Genomic DNA, 16,475 nt, shown 5'->3' on the forward strand with positions numbered 1-16,475 from the left:
GTGCTGAAAATCACAACGGTTTAGGATCCAGAACCAGATCTCCCAGACTCGCCATCACCCGCCAGAGCTCTGCATCACGCTTGCGTTGCATCTCCTGTGCGGATTTACCCTGATAATCGTAAAACCCTTTACCTGTAGAAATGCCGAGTTCACCCCGCTCAACCCGATCTTTCAGCGCTGGCGGGTTCAGATCCTGAGGCGCATCCACCATAGCCTTATCCTCCAGATTGCGCAAGCTCAGATTCAAACCGGTAAAGTCATAACGCTGCATCAGGCCAATAAGCTGCATGCGCGGCGCAAGACTGGTTCGTACCGCATCTTACAGTGCTGGATCGTGTTCGGTGGACAAGGGAGTCGATCTTCGATCAACTTTTCGTAGCGCAACGAGGAGCCCCGCGACTACGAGCACAATAGACATCAGCAGTTGCCATGATGGAAACTGACTAGCGTTGAATAGTTCGATAGTAGCCGCTGTCACTGGTCCCAGCGCTTGAAACGCAACGACCCGGCTGGCATCCATTCTTGCCAGCGCCCAGAGCCAGCAAAAGTAGCCCAGGCCGCTTGATAGCCCGATGAAAATGACGTTTCCCCACTGTGCAGTTGATAGGTGAGGGACGAGAGCTTGCGACATACCCCAACAAAGACAACCAAGGAAAACGACAGCGGCACACATTGCTAACGCACTGGTCGGTAATGCGGGGTAACGCTGCAGATATGGTCGATACAGAATGCTGCAGAATGCACCTATCAACGTTGCGGCTACCAGCGCAATAAGCGCGGTCGGAGCGGCAGGACTGGCGGTATGTACCATGGAAGGTGAAGCTGCGGGGCCAAGCAGAAAGCCAATACCGCAGAAGGCGAGCAGCAGTCCGATCAGTTTGGTCGGGTGGAAGCGCTCACGCCGCAATACGACAGCAAGTGACATAGTAAATAGTGGCATCGTCGAGAAGACGAGTGCACATGTCGCGGCTGATATAGATTTCAGCGCGTAATTGAGCAGCACAATCAGTATCGCGAACTGGAAGATACCAAGAGTAGCGATGCCGACTGCGTCTTTTAGCGAAAATCGCGTACGTGGGCAAAACAACAGTGGCACTGCGAGAACGCATAGACCGATCAAATATCGATGAAATGCGAGTGTTTCCGGTGATGCATGGCTGGAAACCGCTCGAGTGGATACCATTGCCGCCCCGACCAGCACGCCTGTTGTTGCCGCCGCAAGTGTCGCTTTGCCCCGAGGGCTCACAGGTCGCGCGCCCAGATTTGCCCGACCAGATCTTTGCCGAAGCTGTGATGCGGTTCCTCCTCAATGAGCTGGAACCCGGCTTTTTCATAGATCCTGCGTGCATCGGTAAGCACACTGTTTGTCCACAGCACCATCTTCGTGTAGCCGGCAAGGCGAGCAAAACGCAGACATTCGTCTACTAAACGGCTGCCGATACCCATACCACGCGCACTGGCCTCAACCGAGAGCAGACGTAATTTTGCGGTCGTGTCATCCTGTCGAACGACAAATACCGATCCCACCACTTTGCCGTCTTTCTCTGCAATCCAGCAACGCTCCGAGCTGGAATCGAACTCTTTTACGAATTTAGCGACAATCTCGGCCACGAGTGCCTCGTATTCGATGTTCCATCCGTATTCCTGCGCGTATAGAATCGCTTGCCGGTGAATAATCCAACCCATGTCACCCGGCTGTGGATCACGTAATATGTAGTCTGTCTCGCGATCACCAAGTAGCATTCGAATTTGTCGCATCGCATCGATTAATTGATGCTGCGCGACTTCTGGCAGAGCTTCCAGCATAGTGGTGACTTCGCGTTGCGAGGCGTCGTTCAAAGGTTCAAAAGCCGCGCGCCCCTGTTCCGTTAGCTCCAATTGGGATACCCTTGCGTCCGCAGCCGATCGCGTTTTGACGAGCAAGCCTTTCTTTTCGAAACCAGTAATAACCCGGCTCAAATAGCCAGCGTTTAGGCTCAACTCTTGACAGAGATTCGATGAAGTCAACCCCGTACGATGAGCCAGTTCATAAAGAATACGGACTTCTGTCAGGGAAAACTCGCTATTCAAGAGATGCTCGTGCAGCACACCAATTTGGCGCGTGTAAAAGCGATTGAACCCGCGAACCGCCAGTGCACGCTGCTCTATCGTCGTCGTAAGCATGTTTTATCTCATTTGGTTGCCTGAAGCACATTATTATTTGCTTTAGGCAACAATGTCAAGGTGATATTTGAGCGATTAGGGCCGGGTGCGGTGGTTATTGTGCTGCGCCGCAGACACACGCCAGTCTTTGCGGCATCCTCAAAAAATGACATCATTCAGCACTGCGCTTCACCATGACGGGAACGGATTTATATGACGGTGTTCCGCTTTCTTTATCTATATAATCCAGCGGCACGAGTACATTCGCTTCGGGATAATAGGCACCGACCGAGCCCGGTGCAATGTCATAGGCGATTACCGTAATGCCGGTCATGCGCAGCTTTCTATCCGACACGGCGGTTTCTATATCCACCAGATCGCCATGCTCCAGACCCAGTCTGTCCAAATCAATGTCATTCATGAACAACACGTCTTTACGTCCAAATACGCCCCTGTAACGGTCATTCAAAGCATATACCGTTGTGTTGTACTGATCATGGCTGCGCAGTGTGATAAGACGCAATATATGATCGCCCTCGTCTTTTACCGCTGCATCTTCCCTGACGCCCTCGAATACCGAAAACATGGCCTTCCCGGTTTTGGTGGGCCACTTGCGTTCAGTGGGCGGCAACGGCATCCGGAATCCGCCAGGCACTCTGATCCTTTGGTTATAGTTATCAAACCCCGGGATCGTTTTTTCGATCAGATCACGGATGGCGTCGTAATGACTTACCAGATACTGCCACTGAATTTTACTTTCCGGCAGAGTTGCTTCGGCCATGCCGGCAATGATGGCCGGTTCTGATCTGAGGTGCTCGGAGGCTGGTTTCAGTTTTCCGGAAGAAGCATGAACCATGGACATGGAATCCTCAACTGTAACGGACTGGTGTTCTCCGGCCTGAATGTCAAGCTCGGTACGCCCCAGACAGGGCAACACGAAAGTCTCTTTGGCCACAAGAAGATGCGAGCGATTCAATTTCGTCCCGATATGTACGCTCAAATCCAGTTGCTGCATCGCCTGGAATGACTGCCCCGAATCGGGCAGTGCTACGGCGAAATTGCCGCCCAGACAGATTAAGACCTTTGACGTTCCGTCAATCATGGCCTGCATCGCCTGTACCGCGTCATGCCCATGCGCCTTCGGCGGTATAAATCCATATACCTGCTCCAGATTTTGCAAAAATGCTTCAGACGGCTTTTCGGTAATGCCGACGGTGCGGTTCCCTTGAACGTTGGAATGCCCGCGCAACGGGCAAATACCGGCTCCCGGTTTTCCGAAATTGCCTTTCATCAGAAGCAAATCTGCAATCAGCCGAACATTGGACGTGCCTTTATTATGTTGTGTCACACCCATTCCATAGGACACAATGGTGGCATTGGATTTGGCATAGGCGCTTGCTACTTGCTCCAAATCTGAGCGCAATAAACCACTCTCCTGCTCAATGCTTTCCCAGGGTGTGTCGATCAGATTTTGGGCAAATTCGGTGAATCCCAATGTGTGTTCTGCAATAAAATCACGATCAACGACTTTCGGATCGGTTTGTTCCAAGGCAAGAAGCGCTTTCATGATCCCTTTGAGCGCCGCGGTATCACCCCCTGATTTGACCTGGTAATAGGACGAAGCGATTCTGGTCGAGCCGTAGGTCGCCATCTCAACCATATTCTGCAGATCGGTGAAGCGTTCAAGCGCCCTTTCCCTCAACGGGTTCAGAACAATGATGGGAACCCCTCTGCGGGATGCCTCGTGCAGTGTTCCCATCATTCGCGGATGATTCGTCCCGGGATTATGTCCGATTGAAATAATCAATTCCGTGTGGTCAAAATCCTCCAGCGATACCGTCCCTTTGCCGATACCGATTGACTGCGGTAATCCTACGCTGGTCGCTTCATGGCACATATTTGAACAATCGGGAAAATTGTTGGTGCCGTATTCCCGGGCAAAAAGCTGAAACAAATAGGCCGCTTCGTTGGAGGCCCGGCCAGAGGTATAAAACTCCGCCTGATCGGGCGAAGGCAATGCCCGCAATACTGTGCCGATGCGCTCGAATGCCGCTTCCCAGGTGACGGGCCGCAATGTATCTGTCTTGCGGTCATACGCCAGCGGTTGAGTCAATCGGCCATAGTTTTCCAGTTCATAATCCGTTTTTTCCAGCAGCGAGGTCACCGTGTTTTGGGAGAGAAACTCTGCTGTGACGCGTTTATTCGTTGCTTCCCACGTGACAGCCTTTGCACCGTTTTCGCAGAACTGGAAGGTGGAACGATGCTCTTTATCCGGCCAGGCACAGCCTGGGCAGTCAAAACCCGTGGGCTGGTTGGTGCGCAGCAGGGTAATCGGTGCCTCCAAAGTATCCATTTGTGTTCTGACTGCCACAGCCGTCGCCCTGAGAGCCCCCCACCCTCCTGCCGGTGCATCGTAAGGACGAATGCCGGGTACTTCACGTCTATTTATGGTCATGATAGGTCCTGAATCGTTATATGCAGAATATAACCGGGTGGGAGAACAGGAAAAAAATCGAAAATGAAATATTTCTTCCTGAAGTCAGCTCTTTAAATATAACGCATGCGGACAACGAATTGTTTCCTTCAGGTGAGTCAAACCGGTTTAACTAACGACGACACTCGCCTCAGAAAATCGGGCTGCAGCACTCAATACCGCCAGAATTGACGCAGTAGTGATGTTTGGATGTCGCCCCACGCCGAAGCGCGAACCGGGCACACCCGGGCATGCCGCCTCTACTATCGCCAACGCAGCGGCATCTGCGCCTGCACCCAGGCTACGCTCCTCGTAACTGTCGATACGCAACGGCAACCCCAATGCGGCCACCGTCGCAGCAATCGGGCCATTTCCGATACCCTGGAAGCGCTCCAGCTCTCCACCAGCAGCGATCACATCCAGTTCGATGTTTTGACCATCGGCATGTTCAAAGAGTCGGTGAGCGCTATAGATAAAACCGGGCTGCTCGCGTACCGGCGTCAGATAGGTTCGTTCAAACACTTCCCATAACTGCGCGCTGCTCAATTCAGTTTCGCTATCGTCCGCCAATGCCTGGACAATGGCACTGAACTCAACCTGCATACGCCGCGGCATGACGATACCATGGTCGCGTTGTAGCAAGAATGCGATCCCGCCTTTGCCCGACTGGCTGTTGACACGCACGATGCTGTCATAGGTGCGGCCAAGGTCTTGCGGATCGACTGGCAAGTACGGAACGCGCCAGAGTGCATCAGGTTGTTGCGCGGCAAAGCCTTTACCGATGGCATCCTGATGGGAGCCCGAGAAAGCCGTAAACACCAAGTCGCCAACATAAGGATGACGTGGATGAATAGGCAACGCCGTACACTCTTCGGAAACACGCGCAACGGCGGCGATATCGGAAAAATCCAGCCCCGGAGCAATCCCCTGTGTGTACAGATTCAGTGCCAGGGTCACGACATCCAGGTTGCCACTGCGCTCGCCATTACCAAACAGGCATCCTTCCACCCTCTGGGCACCGGCCAACAAGGCCTGTTCGGCGCAGGCAACACCGGTACCTCGATCATTATGGGGATGCACGGACAGCACAATATGCTCGCGCCGTTCCAGCGTCCGATCCATCCATTCAATCTGATCGGCAAACACATTAGGCGTGGCAACCTCCACCGTCGTCGGCAGATTGATAATCATGGGGCGTGCTGGCCCGGCATCCCAGGCACGAATGGCGGCATTGCACACGGCCAGGGACACATCCAATTCGGCCATGCAAAAGGTTTCGGGAGAATACTGAAGCACCCATTGGGTTCGTGGGTAAGCTGCCGTCAACCGCCCGAACAAGCTAATGTGATACTCAACCATTTCGATGATTTGCGGCACACTCATCTGGAATACGATTTCCCGCCAGGCAGGTGCAATCGCATTGTAGAAATGCACAATCACGCGTCGCGCGCCGGCTACGCTGCGCACCGTTTCTTCAATCAGATCTTCGCGCAACTGTGTAATGACCATAGGCGTCACATCTGCGGGAATCTGATCATCGTCAATCAAATGACGCACGATGTCGAAGTCGGTGCGCGATGCAGACGGAAAGCCCACCTCAATTTCCTTGAAACCGATACGCACCAGTTCATGAAACAAACGCAGCTTGCGATCGCGGTTCATCGGCTCGAATAAGGCTTGGTTGCCATCACGCAAATCGGTGGACAGCCAAACAGGGGCTTGTGTCAAGGTACGCGACGGCCATTGTCGATCCGTCAGATTGACGGGTGGAAACGGGCGGTATTTTCGGGAAGGATCGGTCAGCATAGCAATACTCCAAAGTGGTCATTAACACCTGACTCCCCTGGCTCAAGCAAAGCTGACGATGGTCGGGGTCAGGGGGAATCAGGATGGGTCGTGGTGCGAGCGAATGCGTACCGACCCCGACCAAAGGTCAGTAGTCGTAGCAGACACGCAAGGCGAACGGACGGCGACATGAGGCGGATGAGTCCTGATTGAAAATGTCTTGTCATGTTATGTTTGTACGTTTTGTCTATCTACATTAAAATAGACTTTTTATTTATATTTTTAGACAAAATAGAAACATGAGGGCCTCATCCCCAGACCAGCCTGCTAAATCATGCGAGCCAGATGCAATGGCAGCATCGGATTTGCCTGTCACCGGAGTGGCCATGCACTACCCTCAGGGACATGTCGTACCTATACATCAACATCAACACGGCCATCTGATTTACGCGAGCCAGGGACTGCTACGTGTTGAAGCGGAAACCGGACAATGGCTGGTTCCCCCCACCTCTGCCGTGTGGCTGCGCCCTGAGGTTACCCATCGTCTGGTCATCCCCGTTGCCTTGCAGGCGCACGGCCTCTTTGTTCACAAAGACATCTGCGCGAACCTGCCTGCTACGGACTGCGTCGTGCAAGTATCCGGACTACTCCGAGAGATCATTACTCAGTTGACTTGCGTAAATTACGCGGTACCTATCTCGCGCCGCACCCATTTATTGGGCGAATTGCTGCTGGAAGAACTCAGCACACCATCCGCGTTGCCCTTTCATCTGCCCTGGCCGCAGGACGCACCGATACAAAATGTTTGCTACAAACTCATGGGTGATCCAAGCCATCCGTCAACCGCCGGAGACTGGGCATCGATGTTAGCCATTGGCGAAAAAACCTTTCATCGTCGATTCGTTAAAAGCACGGGCATGACATTTGGCAAATGGCGCCAGCAGTTGCGCCTGATGTCGTCGCTCGCACAACTGATGCAAGGCGCACCGATCACTCAGGTTGCACTCAATAGTGGTTATGACAGTCACAGTGCCTATGCAACAGCGTTCAAAAAACAGTTTAGACAATCGCCGTCGGAGTTCATACAACGTTACCGAAACACGAACGCAGTCAAATTACAAACCTAAATGTGCCAATTTCCGATCAGGCCAGAGGTCTAACCAAAAAAATGACCAAAACAACCACACACGACGATTGGGTGCTACAAGCCATCAAGCCTCGAAAAATAGAGTGTATTGAAGCCTATTTTGGCGGGCATGGTTACGTTCCACATCGACACGATACGTATGCCATTGGTCTCACCCTCGCTGGGGTGCAGAGTTTCCGATACCGCCGCAGCCAGCGCCATAGCCTGCCGGGGACGATTCTGGTGTTGCATCCCGATGAGCTTCATGACGGTGAGGCCGGGACTGAAGCCGGATTCCGTTACCGGATGGCGTACATTGAGCCGTCCATGATTCAGCAGATTCTGGGTGGCAAGTCGCTACCTTTCGTCGAAGGTGGACTCTCCAGCGACATGCGGCTTCGGACAGCATTGCTGCCGTTGCTTCAGGCCATGGATGCCGACATCGATCCGATGGAAGAAGACGATGCACTGCACGACCTGGCACACGCGCTAGTCGCTGTGGCCGGTCAGCGCCGTATCCGGCGTTATCCTGACTTCATTGCCGTGGAGCGCGCTCGGGCCTACATTCTCGACCAACTGGAGCAGTCCATTACGTTGGACAAACTGGCAGAAGCCAGCGGCCTGGATCGCTGGCAACTCTGCCGGGACTTTCGGACACTGTATGGCACCAGCCCTTATCGCTACCTGATCATGCGCCGCCTGGATGCAGTCCGCAGATTGATGATGTCAGGCCAGAGTATTGCCGAATCAGCACTGTCGGCAGGTTTCTTTGATCAAAGCCATATGGCACGCCAGTTCACCTCTGCGTATGGCGTGTCCCCTGCGCGATGGTTCAGACGCATCAAGCATTCCCGATAAAAGTGCCGCGACAACCTGCACGATCGTACAAGACCTGAGCGTGGCAGCTTTTATAACATGGAGCTTTCTGGCTCTCATCAGGATCTCCGCATGACACCGACACCCGATACAAATCATCGACAAGCCATTAACTTTGCACAAAAGTTTGGCCTTTTTTATGAGCAATGGACCCCCAAAATCGTAGCAGAGATGAACGACTATCAGTTCAAAATCGTTCGTCTAGAAGGTGACTTCATCTGGCATACTCATGTCGATACCGACGAAGCATTCCTTGTGCTCGAAGGTGAGTTACGCATTGACTTCCGCGATGGGAACGTTTTGCTGCGGCAAGGCGAACTATACGTCGTACCCAAAGGGATTGAGCACAAGCCCTATGCCGAACATGAGGTCAAACTGATGCTCATTGAGCCGCGTGGTGTGTTGAATACGGGCGAGGAGACCGGACAGCGAACAGCCCGGAATGATGTATGGATATAGTGTTGGTGCCGAGTGCCACGGCACCGACTCACTGCTACGCTAGTCTGCACAGCGCGCAATGAATAATGCAGGGGTAGCTCCCAGGTACGAATTCATTACTAAGGGATATTGACGGATCTACATGATCGGTGATTCTCTGAATATTGAGAGAATGAGAGGACCCCTATTGCTTCAGGCCTAATTGTTCGACCATTTTCCCCATCGTGTCGTATTCATGTTCGATGTACTTTGAGAACGCTTCACGTTTAAGAATCGTCTTTGTAACACCAGCAGTTTCGAAAAATTTTTCTATTTCAGGAGAGCTCGCTGCCTTTTCAAATGCATCTTCGATTCGTTTCACGGCCTCATCCGGTGTACCTGACGGAGCGATAATACCGTGCCATAAAAGCGTTTCGTTCTCTGGAATCCCGATATCTTTCAGAGTGGTCGCATTCGGTAGCGCGCTAACCGGCTTGGCGGATGTCACCAACAGACATTTGGCAGTCTTGGCCTTTTCCATTGTCACCGCCGGCGGGACGGATCCAACATACACGTCTACTACCCCGCCCAGCAAGGCAGGCATTGTCTCCCCTGCTCCACGATATGGAACGTCTCGAGCCTTGACCCCAAAGTGCTGGAAAATGCGCTCCGCAGCGAGCTGTCCTGGACCAGCAACACCATCGGTGCCAAACGTATAGGTGTTTGGTTTGCTTTTAAGTACTTCGAGAAGCTCTTTGCCGTTGCGTGCAGGAAATTCCGGTTTCACGCAAAGCACATAGGGTGCGCTATCCACCATAATTACGGGGATGTAGTCTTTCATACTGTAGTTCGTTTTGATCGTATGCGGGGCGACAGTAATCGGCCCCATCCACACGCCAGCAATGGTCAAGCCATCTGGTTTTGAACGCGTAAGTTGGCTGACACCAATTGCACCACCCGCGCCGCCGGCATTCTGAACAACAAGTGTTGCGTTCAGATGCGGTTCAGCCTGCCGGGCAATGGCTCTGAATAGCGAGTCAGTTCCGCCACCCGGCGAGGTCGGTATGATCAGTTTAATTACATCTTGAGCAGTTGATACCTGTGCGATAACCATCAGGAATGCTGCACTTAAATACTTATATTTGTTCATCAGATTGTCCCCCCTGTCGATCGAAAATATATACGCGGTATATAAACTATGTTTTAGTTGATCCGAATCCAAAAAGGCCGTGCGCGTTCTCTACCAGAACGCGATCCCTTGCTGTTTTATCCGGGACCCAATCAAACAGCCAATCGATGCAATCGGCATAGACCATATCGTTTTCATGACCTACCCATGGCCAATCTGTTGCCCAGACTGCACGTTCGCCGTTGGATTGAGCAAGAATTTTTCTTGCCAGTGCCGCCGGATCACTACACCGTAAACGAAATGGCGCTGAAAGTTTGACCCACGTATTACCAGCTTCAATGGCGTCAAGTAGTACGTGGAATCCCTGGCTATGAATCCCATCCTTTCCTTCTGGATGTCCGAAATGGTCGACCACCGCGCGGGCACCGCTTTTGTTAACCGCTTTGAGGACAGGAGGTAAAAATTCGCCTTCCAGATAAATCTCTATGTGAAGTCCAAGATTTTTTGCCTTTGAAAGTAGCCGCTGATATCCACGAGATTCGATGTCGGGCAAAGTATCGCGCCGAATCCAGTTGAATCGAAGTCCGCACACACCATTGTCCTGTAAATTCGAAAGCTCGGTTTCAGAAATCTCCGGCTCTACAATGGCCGTACCACGCAAACGGCCATCAGCCTGGGCAAGCGCATGCAAAAGTACGTCATTATTGGCTCCGTAAAAACTGGGGGCCGTCAGCAGTCCATAGGTGATTCCGTGCGTATCCAGTACTTGCAGATAGTCATCGACACTTGCGTCACGCGCAGGCTGAGAATGGCGGTTATCGGAAAGGGGCATGTCTTTTTTTATGACATGCGCGTGACAGTCGGCTGCACCTTCAGGAATACGAGGTATGGTATCAGGCCGCTCAGTCATTCCTGCCTCCGCCCGTGATCGAACCTGCTCCTTCGGATCCGTATTTGGTCATTTTCTGGGTTGGTGTCAGATAACGCTGCTCCAACACTTCAATCTGAGCCATTCCCATAATCTCGTTCAGCTCCTCAAAACTTAACGCAACGTCAGGCCGGTCCGCTGCCTGACCGCTGGTAATCGATTCGCCCAGAATTTCGAGGCCTTTTTTCATACCGGCGAGCGCGCAGGCAGTCAATAGTCGGGGATAAATCACAACGGCAACGCCAAGCTCCTGAAGCTGCGCTGCCGACAATAGCGGTGTAGTTGACCGTTGCCGGATCCCGAAGCCCATATTCACACAAAGCGGTTTGGGTACGTTTGCTGCGACCGTGCGAATTTGTTCAGCGTCAAGAAGCGCATCGGCGAAAAGCAGATCAGCCCCGGCTTCAGCATATGCGTTCAGTCGTCGCAATACCTCATCCAGCCCGTGGGTGGCGAGCGTATCTGTACGGGATTTAATAATGAAATTCTTATCTTTGCGCGCGTCGCAAGCTGCCCGAAGTTTCTGGACCATCTCGTCTTGCGGTATGACTTCCTTGCCGCGCATATGTCCGCAACGCTTTGGCCAGACCTGATCCTCCAGCATCACACCTGCTGCACCCGCCTGTTCAAAAAGGCGCACAGTGTGATAGGCATTGATGGCATTACCGTAGCCGGTGTCGCCATCGGCGAGAAGGGCAAGATCGGAGCATGCGGCAATGCTGCGCACAGCGGCAATGTTTTCTTCCAGGCCCATGAGGCCTACGTCGACCTGGCCGATGCGAGATTCGCTTACTCCGCTTCCTGTGATAAATGCACTTGTGTACCCCAAATGTTCGACTAGTCTGGTACTGAAGCCATCAAACACACCGGGTTGGATCAGAATCTCCGGCGCATAAATTGCGTCGCGTAGTTGTTTGGCCTTGCTCATTTGTTTCCTCTTCAAGTGGTTTAGGTTATGCTATCAAGGCCCAATTCATTAGACAAATTAAACTTTTAGCGGGACTTCTATAGGAAATTCCAATGCGTCATTATTCTCTGGCTCAGATTGAAGCGCTCGCTGCCATTGCCAGACTCGGCTCGTTCCAGGCTGCAGCAGCACATATCAATGTCACACAACCCACTATTTCACTTCGAATTCGTGATTTGGAAGAAGCACTGGGAACGACTTTCTTTGATCGTGACGGCAGATCTGCAAAACTCAATGCAGACGGTGTGGTCGCTACGCAATATGCTGAACAGCTCCTTAAACTGCTGAACGAGATGGAAACACGCTTAAGAACGGGTGACCCCCTACAGGGAACCCTGCGTGTAGGATCGTCGGAAACGATTGCGATTGCAGTGCTACCGCAGATCATCTCATTTTTCGGAGAGCGTTACCCAAGAGTCAAAATTGAACTGACGGTCAGTAATAGTTACGTGCTTTCAGAAGAGCTGGCAGCCAATAAACTGGACGTCGCTTTTCTTGCTGATCCCGGCTACCCGCCACACGTTCATATCGAGCCACTGGCGACAGCACCGGTGGCATGGATGGGAAGCAGGACCGCACCCGTTCACCTCAGCATGGCCAATCCAGACACACTGGCAGACGTTACCATTCTGGGTATGCCAAAGACGTCGCCTTTACATGAGATGATGCTCGACTGGTGGGAAAATGAAGGCGGCGGAGAGCTCACCTCCAGTACTTGCAACAGTCTGGCCATGCTCGCACGTCTGGTGGCTGGCGGTGTTGGGGTGGGCGTTCTGCCAACCTGTATACTCAGAGAGGAGATTCAAAAAGGGTCAGTTATTAGCTATAGACAAAGGACGCCATTCTCAGCACTTCACATTTGCGCAGCCTATCCCAAGGCAACGCGCTCAGAAGGCATTATCGCTTTGGTAAATATTGCCAGACGCGTAATGCTTGAATCCCGTTGCTTTATGCCGTTGGATTCCGAGAAAGTCTGAAAAACTAGGCTATCTCAATCGAGTACGTTGCATTGATAGAGTTTGACCAATAGTGTTGATCTATATTTAGTTCCATTATTTGGCCTGTGTTACCTTAACGAAAAATAAAGGTTCGTGAGCGTATCTTCAACTAACGACTAGGAAATCCCGGCTCGGACGTTTGCTTTAGTCGCGTAAATTGAGCAGACAATGCTGGGGCATTACATGAATTCCGTCCCTCCCCGGACCATTGGAAGACGTTTCAAGGCCAACGGAGACAGTGCTCAACAGGCAATCGTAGTAGCGCCACTGCACATTATGCTCATCGCGTTCTTGTTCGCTGATCTGCCCCGCGTCAAAATTTGCGCGATAGAGCAATGCATATCATTCTTTGTAGTCTTCAAATTCCCACTCGAAATAGCGCGAAAGCTTTTCTGCTGTTTCTAGCCATGTATTGCTTTTGCATTTTTCCATGCAAGTAGTGATAATTTTTTTATTTCCTCAATGTCATACTTTCGAATAATGAGCGTATGTCTTACTATTTCAGGATCCCATATATTTTTCAAAAGCCATTCAAGAGAACAAACAAACAGATCAAAATTATCACCACCAGAACTATCCTTAACTCCAATGGTAACGGTTAAATTTATAGCCAAATCTTCTATCCCGCTAGGAATATAGGAGATTGGATCATAGTCAAAGCTATCAATACTCTTAATTATGATATTTGACATAAATGCACCTATTTTCGATACTAGGTCTGTTCTTTAATCCGCATTCACGCGACTTGATAGAGCGACCTTCGTTCCCCAAATGCGCGCGTCACGTAGTCAGCCGCTCCGAACCGCTTACCGCCGAACCCTTCAATTTTTTCCGTAGAAATTACTAGCCGCGAAAAAATCTGCTCGCTCGTCGATCGTGTTCAGATACTGAACAATAATCACCGTCGGAGCGTGTCATTTCATTTCCGAAGCAACGTTTTTGCGCGGTGCTTCTCTTTCTCTTGCCAAATAAAAACCTACTTTTAAATTTAACCTAATTAGCTTAGGTTGTGCTTCGCGTGAGAAATCGGCGACGGATATCTCAAATACCTCACTGATTTCTCCATCAACCATGGATAAATCAAACCCGACTATCACTTTTCCGTTAATTAATATTCTATATAAATCTTCACCCTGCTCCGGCGTCTGACATCGAATGAATGCTGTACTTATGTATCCGTAACGGGCGTTTAAAAATCGCGAAATTCGTTCATGTTCATTAACATAGGACTCTGAACCTAATAACATGTTTCTTGTTATGGACTCTCTCTGTTTATTGTCTAGTCTCATTTCACATTAAGTCCATTCCTCAAATCCGTCTTCATATAACCAGACAAAACCTCCTTCGGCCCAATAGTAAACAGCACCGTCTTGAGGGTCTTGAATCAACTGAAAATCTGCCTTGAACAGGCGGCTTTCGTCCTTCGGCCAACGGCTCGAATAAGTTTCAAGCTGTTCTTCTATCGTTCCTTCCCAAAATGTCCCTTTGGATGCCAACTTCAATCGTCCCTCTTTCATCAAGCAGTACATCACTGATAAAAAAAATTGCTTTCGATTTTCGTAACAAACAAATGTTCCTAGTATCCTCCTACAAATAAAACCCCACAAAGCATTGGCGCTTGAGCCTTCGACTGCTTCTATTATTTCGTTGTATATATGATCTTCAATTTGTTGGTATTTCATTTGAATTTCGTCTCACTTTTTTTGCGATTAACTACATGCTCACTTACGGGATATGCGACGCTAAAGGCACCCAAAACGCATACGCGGGCAATGGAGCTTCACGACCCGAATATGACGGACAGATTTCAAAAGATATGCAAAATGCGAGAATTATGTAAGAGTCTTTGGGTTCAGAGCTGGTTTTACAGGTTTGCGTAGATAACGTGCCCAAGCAAACGCACCACCTGCCAATATTAATTGGCCAATAGCAAACAGAAAATAAACAACTTGAGTTCCTCCGATGTTATCTACGTAACCGGTAATACATAAATAAATGCGAGTTAGTGCGGTCAGTGCCCAGATGACTGCATGCACGTACAGAATGATGCCAAATATTTTTTTCACTGTTTACTCCTAGTGAATTCATTCATCTAACTACACTAGCCTGTTCGCTTTCTCGCATCGCTATTCATATGATGTCAAGTTCATTCTAATTTTGGTAGACTGAAATGCATAGGCCGTCTCAGAACCGGGCTGAAGCCTATGGGACACCCATTTTTTCTGATTCAACGTTAACTACCGGAAACGTTAAACGACCACTCATATAGGAAGCGCAAAATCCCAATCCCGCAAACATCAACCAGACAGGCATGGAACCGTGCTCAAACAGTAAGGTGGCTTGTAGAAAACTTAATATTGCTCCAATAACTGAAATTAGCGCAAGAGAAAACAGTTTTCGACGTAATCTAAAAAGCGCGGCAATCAAGCCTGTTACGAAAGCTGAAGGGATAAAAAAACATCCTGAAATTGCGCTTATCGGTGACCAAATTAGATCCGTGAGAAGTGTCAAAATATCCATCCGTTCTTTTGTGAAGAAAGAATAAAAACTGAATCCATAATAGAGTAACAGTCCGCCTATCCACGGCCCAATAAACGTAAAAACCGAGACAATTAAACAGTATCTATACTTTGTCCCATTACTCATGGCCTACAACCTTGTTTTTCACTTAAGCCGAACACGGAGCATCCGTATTTAACCCGCGCTTCATAATCTAAAATATTAAAATCTTTATTCTGTTCTATAAGCCATCTGAAGACTGTTCTATCAGTCAGATACCTAGTATGGACATTTTGAAGTGATTTCTGTTCATTTCGTAATTGGTCGACATCCCACTTGATCGGGTTATCGGTACTATGAATGTAAAGATTTTGAAAATTTGGATAGCCTGCTTTCAAGAGTGTATTCCCTGCTACTTGTCGCCACTCATAAATTGATGGAGTATTAGTCCATGCAGAGAGCGAACCTATAAAAAATGAATACTGCGAGCCGTTACCATCAGCACCTAAGCCTCCATCAAATGCGCGCGATACGTCTTCAGCCGCTCCGAACCACTTAACACCGGTCCCTTCATTTTTCTCATAGAGATTACTAGCACCAAAAAAGTCCGCTCGATTGTCGATCGTGTTCAGATACCGTACAAAGTTATCCTCCCCTTCCGGGGTTTTATACAAATAGTCGAAGGTCGATTTCGCTGATCGTTTCACATCCTTGTCCATAATACGCCAAGTATCTTCAATCGCAATGTAACGAATCGCTGTAATCACTGCCGTTCTACATGCGTCGCCAGACTGATTGACTGAGCACACGTTCCGCAGTTCCCGATCCAATAATTCTCTCATGCGTTCCGCTTCGGCTTTTGCTTTTGTCTTCTCGTCCTTAGTGACGCAAGTTTGCCCATAAATGCAGGCGGATAACTTGTTAAATTTCAGTCCGGTAAAATAGTTATTCTCGAACGCCGTGCTACCGACCATACTGCCACTGACACTATCCATTTTTTTTCGGGGGTCCGGTGGCTGATGTGTTTTCCGGAGATCAAATTCGCTGTAATGGATCTAATCGCATTGCTTTCCGCCCCGTCAAGCACTCCACCTGCGACGTCGTTGACGGTTGTCGTCCAGACGTAAATTAGTCC

At 50.1% G+C, this 16,475-nt stretch carries 17 protein-coding genes and 1 pseudogene; 4 read left to right on the forward strand and 14 right to left on the reverse strand.

From position 1 onward, the window contains the following. Window positions 1–10 precede the first annotated feature (10 nt). From W822_RS37730 to W822_RS37750, 5 genes are all read right to left on the reverse strand, one after another. Window positions 11–289: a 3-hydroxyacyl-CoA dehydrogenase family protein gene (locus tag W822_RS37730; RefSeq protein ID WP_024005881.1), complete on the reverse strand. Its 279-nt coding sequence runs from the start codon at window positions 287–289 to the stop codon at window positions 11–13. A 30-nt stretch (window positions 290–319) separates the two neighbouring features. Continuing rightward, window positions 320–1,246: a DMT family transporter gene (locus W822_RS37735; protein ID WP_024005882.1), complete on the reverse strand. Its 927-nt coding sequence runs from the start codon at window positions 1,244–1,246 to the stop codon at window positions 320–322. Further along, window positions 1,243–2,163 carry a bifunctional helix-turn-helix transcriptional regulator/GNAT family N-acetyltransferase gene (locus W822_RS37740; RefSeq protein ID WP_024005883.1) on the reverse strand — a complete coding sequence of 307 codons (921 nt, stop codon included), beginning with the start codon at window positions 2,161–2,163 and terminating at the stop codon, window positions 1,243–1,245. The genes W822_RS37735 and W822_RS37740 overlap by 4 nt, the downstream gene beginning before the upstream one ends. Window positions 2,164–2,314: 151 nt before the next feature. Continuing rightward, complete coding sequence (locus tag W822_RS37745; RefSeq protein WP_024005884.1) at window positions 2,315–4,597, reverse strand: FdhF/YdeP family oxidoreductase; 2,283 nt, start codon at window positions 4,595–4,597, stop codon at window positions 2,315–2,317. A 147-nt stretch (window positions 4,598–4,744) separates the two neighbouring features. After that, on the reverse strand, window positions 4,745–6,421 hold the full coding sequence (locus W822_RS37750; RefSeq protein ID WP_024005885.1) for a 2-isopropylmalate synthase: 1,677 nt from the start codon (window positions 6,419–6,421) through the stop codon (window positions 4,745–4,747). Window positions 6,422–6,750: 329 nt separating this feature from the next. On the opposite strand from W822_RS37750, the gene W822_RS37755 reads away from it, so the two are divergent. The 3 genes from W822_RS37755 (at window position 6,751) to W822_RS37765 (ending at window position 8,861) form a co-directional block, all read left to right on the forward strand. Further along, a complete protein-coding gene (locus W822_RS37755; protein ID WP_367379361.1) occupies window positions 6,751–7,527 on the forward strand; it encodes an AraC family transcriptional regulator in 777 nt (258 codons plus the stop codon). Between the two features lie 41 nt (window positions 7,528–7,568). Continuing rightward, a complete protein-coding gene (locus tag W822_RS37760) occupies window positions 7,569–8,384 on the forward strand; it encodes an AraC family transcriptional regulator (protein ID WP_024005887.1) in 816 nt (271 codons plus the stop codon). Window positions 8,385–8,474: 90 nt separating this feature from the next. Further along, a complete protein-coding gene (locus W822_RS37765; protein WP_024005888.1) occupies window positions 8,475–8,861 on the forward strand; it encodes a cupin domain-containing protein in 387 nt (128 codons plus the stop codon). A gap of 163 nt (window positions 8,862–9,024) precedes the next feature. Here the strand turns inward: W822_RS37765 and W822_RS37770 are convergent, their stop codons facing one another. The 3 genes from W822_RS37770 to W822_RS37780 are packed head-to-tail and all read right to left on the reverse strand — an operon-like array spanning window position 9,025 to window position 11,804. Then, on the reverse strand, window positions 9,025–9,969 hold the full coding sequence (locus tag W822_RS37770; RefSeq protein WP_051401758.1) for a tripartite tricarboxylate transporter substrate binding protein: 945 nt from the start codon (window positions 9,967–9,969) through the stop codon (window positions 9,025–9,027). Window positions 9,970–10,015: 46 nt separating this feature from the next. Continuing rightward, entirely contained in the window at window positions 10,016–10,858 is an 843-nt protein-coding gene (locus W822_RS37775) for an amidohydrolase family protein (RefSeq protein ID WP_024005890.1), read from the reverse strand. Next, complete coding sequence (locus W822_RS37780; protein WP_024005891.1) at window positions 10,851–11,804, reverse strand: isocitrate lyase/PEP mutase family protein; 954 nt, start codon at window positions 11,802–11,804, stop codon at window positions 10,851–10,853. Before W822_RS37780 ends, W822_RS37775 begins: the two co-directional genes overlap by 8 nt. Window positions 11,805–11,896: 92 nt before the next feature. On the opposite strand from W822_RS37780, the gene W822_RS37785 reads away from it, so the two are divergent. Then, the gene (locus W822_RS37785) at window positions 11,897–12,820 is read left to right on the forward strand and encodes a LysR family transcriptional regulator (protein ID WP_024005892.1); all 924 of its coding nucleotides are present in this window, start codon (window positions 11,897–11,899) and stop codon (window positions 12,818–12,820) included. Window positions 12,821–13,183: 363 nt separating this feature from the next. Here W822_RS37785 and W822_RS37790 read toward each other — a convergent pair. The 6 genes and pseudogenes from W822_RS37790 to W822_RS0123725 all read right to left on the reverse strand — a co-directional run bounded on the left by W822_RS37790 (window position 13,184) and on the right by W822_RS0123725 (window position 16,335). Next, window positions 13,184–13,533, reverse strand: a pseudogene (locus tag W822_RS37790) (immunity 8 family protein). A gap of 222 nt (window positions 13,534–13,755) precedes the next feature. Next, window positions 13,756–14,130, reverse strand: coding sequence for a hypothetical protein (locus W822_RS37795; protein WP_024005893.1), 375 nt, complete (start codon window positions 14,128–14,130; stop codon window positions 13,756–13,758). Between the two features lie 6 nt (window positions 14,131–14,136). Then, window positions 14,137–14,523: a DUF596 domain-containing protein gene (locus W822_RS0123720; protein WP_024005894.1), complete on the reverse strand. Its 387-nt coding sequence runs from the start codon at window positions 14,521–14,523 to the stop codon at window positions 14,137–14,139. A 150-nt stretch (window positions 14,524–14,673) separates the two neighbouring features. After that, window positions 14,674–14,907, reverse strand: coding sequence for a hypothetical protein (locus W822_RS46345; RefSeq protein WP_155848155.1), 234 nt, complete (start codon window positions 14,905–14,907; stop codon window positions 14,674–14,676). Window positions 14,908–15,043: 136 nt separating this feature from the next. Further along, a complete protein-coding gene (locus W822_RS46350; protein ID WP_155848156.1) occupies window positions 15,044–15,487 on the reverse strand; it encodes a hypothetical protein in 444 nt (147 codons plus the stop codon). Next, window positions 15,484–16,335: a hemagglutinin gene (locus W822_RS0123725; RefSeq protein WP_024005895.1), complete on the reverse strand. Its 852-nt coding sequence runs from the start codon at window positions 16,333–16,335 to the stop codon at window positions 15,484–15,486. Before W822_RS0123725 ends, W822_RS46350 begins: the two co-directional genes overlap by 4 nt. Between the last annotated feature and the right edge of the window lie 140 nt (window positions 16,336–16,475).

Origin of the sequence: Advenella kashmirensis W13003, from assembly GCF_000506985.1 — a bacterium.
GTDB lineage: Bacteria > Pseudomonadota > Gammaproteobacteria > Burkholderiales > Burkholderiaceae_B > Advenella > Advenella kashmirensis_A.

Excerpts from the sequence above, each read along its gene's own strand:
- W822_RS0123720 (WP_024005894.1), bottom strand. The coding sequence starts at position 14,523 with ATGAAATACCAACAAATTGAAGATCATATATACAACGAAATAATAGAA.
- W822_RS46350 (WP_155848156.1), bottom strand. The coding sequence starts at position 15,487 with ATGAGTAATGGGACAAAGTATAGATACTGTTTAATTGTCTCGGTTTTT.
- W822_RS37745 (WP_024005884.1), bottom strand. The coding sequence starts at position 4,597 with ATGACCATAAATAGACGTGAAGTACCCGGCATTCGTCCTTACGATGCA.
- W822_RS37775 (WP_024005890.1), bottom strand. The coding sequence starts at position 10,858 with ATGACTGAGCGGCCTGATACCATACCTCGTATTCCTGAAGGTGCAGCC.
- W822_RS37770 (WP_051401758.1), bottom strand. The coding sequence starts at position 9,969 with ATGAACAAATATAAGTATTTAAGTGCAGCATTCCTGATGGTTATCGCA.
- W822_RS37755 (WP_367379361.1), top strand. The coding sequence starts at position 6,751 with ATGGCAGCATCGGATTTGCCTGTCACCGGAGTGGCCATGCACTACCCT.
- W822_RS37740 (WP_024005883.1), bottom strand. The coding sequence starts at position 2,163 with ATGCTTACGACGACGATAGAGCAGCGTGCACTGGCGGTTCGCGGGTTC.
- W822_RS37730 (WP_024005881.1), bottom strand. The coding sequence starts at position 289 with ATGCAGCTTATTGGCCTGATGCAGCGTTATGACTTTACCGGTTTGAAT.
- W822_RS0123725 (WP_024005895.1), bottom strand. The coding sequence starts at position 16,335 with ATGGATAGTGTCAGTGGCAGTATGGTCGGTAGCACGGCGTTCGAGAAT.
- W822_RS37780 (WP_024005891.1), bottom strand. The coding sequence starts at position 11,804 with ATGAGCAAGGCCAAACAACTACGCGACGCAATTTATGCGCCGGAGATT.
- W822_RS37795 (WP_024005893.1), bottom strand. The coding sequence starts at position 14,130 with ATGAGACTAGACAATAAACAGAGAGAGTCCATAACAAGAAACATGTTA.
- W822_RS37750 (WP_024005885.1), bottom strand. The coding sequence starts at position 6,421 with ATGCTGACCGATCCTTCCCGAAAATACCGCCCGTTTCCACCCGTCAAT.
- W822_RS37765 (WP_024005888.1), top strand. The coding sequence starts at position 8,475 with ATGACACCGACACCCGATACAAATCATCGACAAGCCATTAACTTTGCA.
- W822_RS37785 (WP_024005892.1), top strand. The coding sequence starts at position 11,897 with ATGCGTCATTATTCTCTGGCTCAGATTGAAGCGCTCGCTGCCATTGCC.
- W822_RS37760 (WP_024005887.1), top strand. The coding sequence starts at position 7,569 with ATGACCAAAACAACCACACACGACGATTGGGTGCTACAAGCCATCAAG.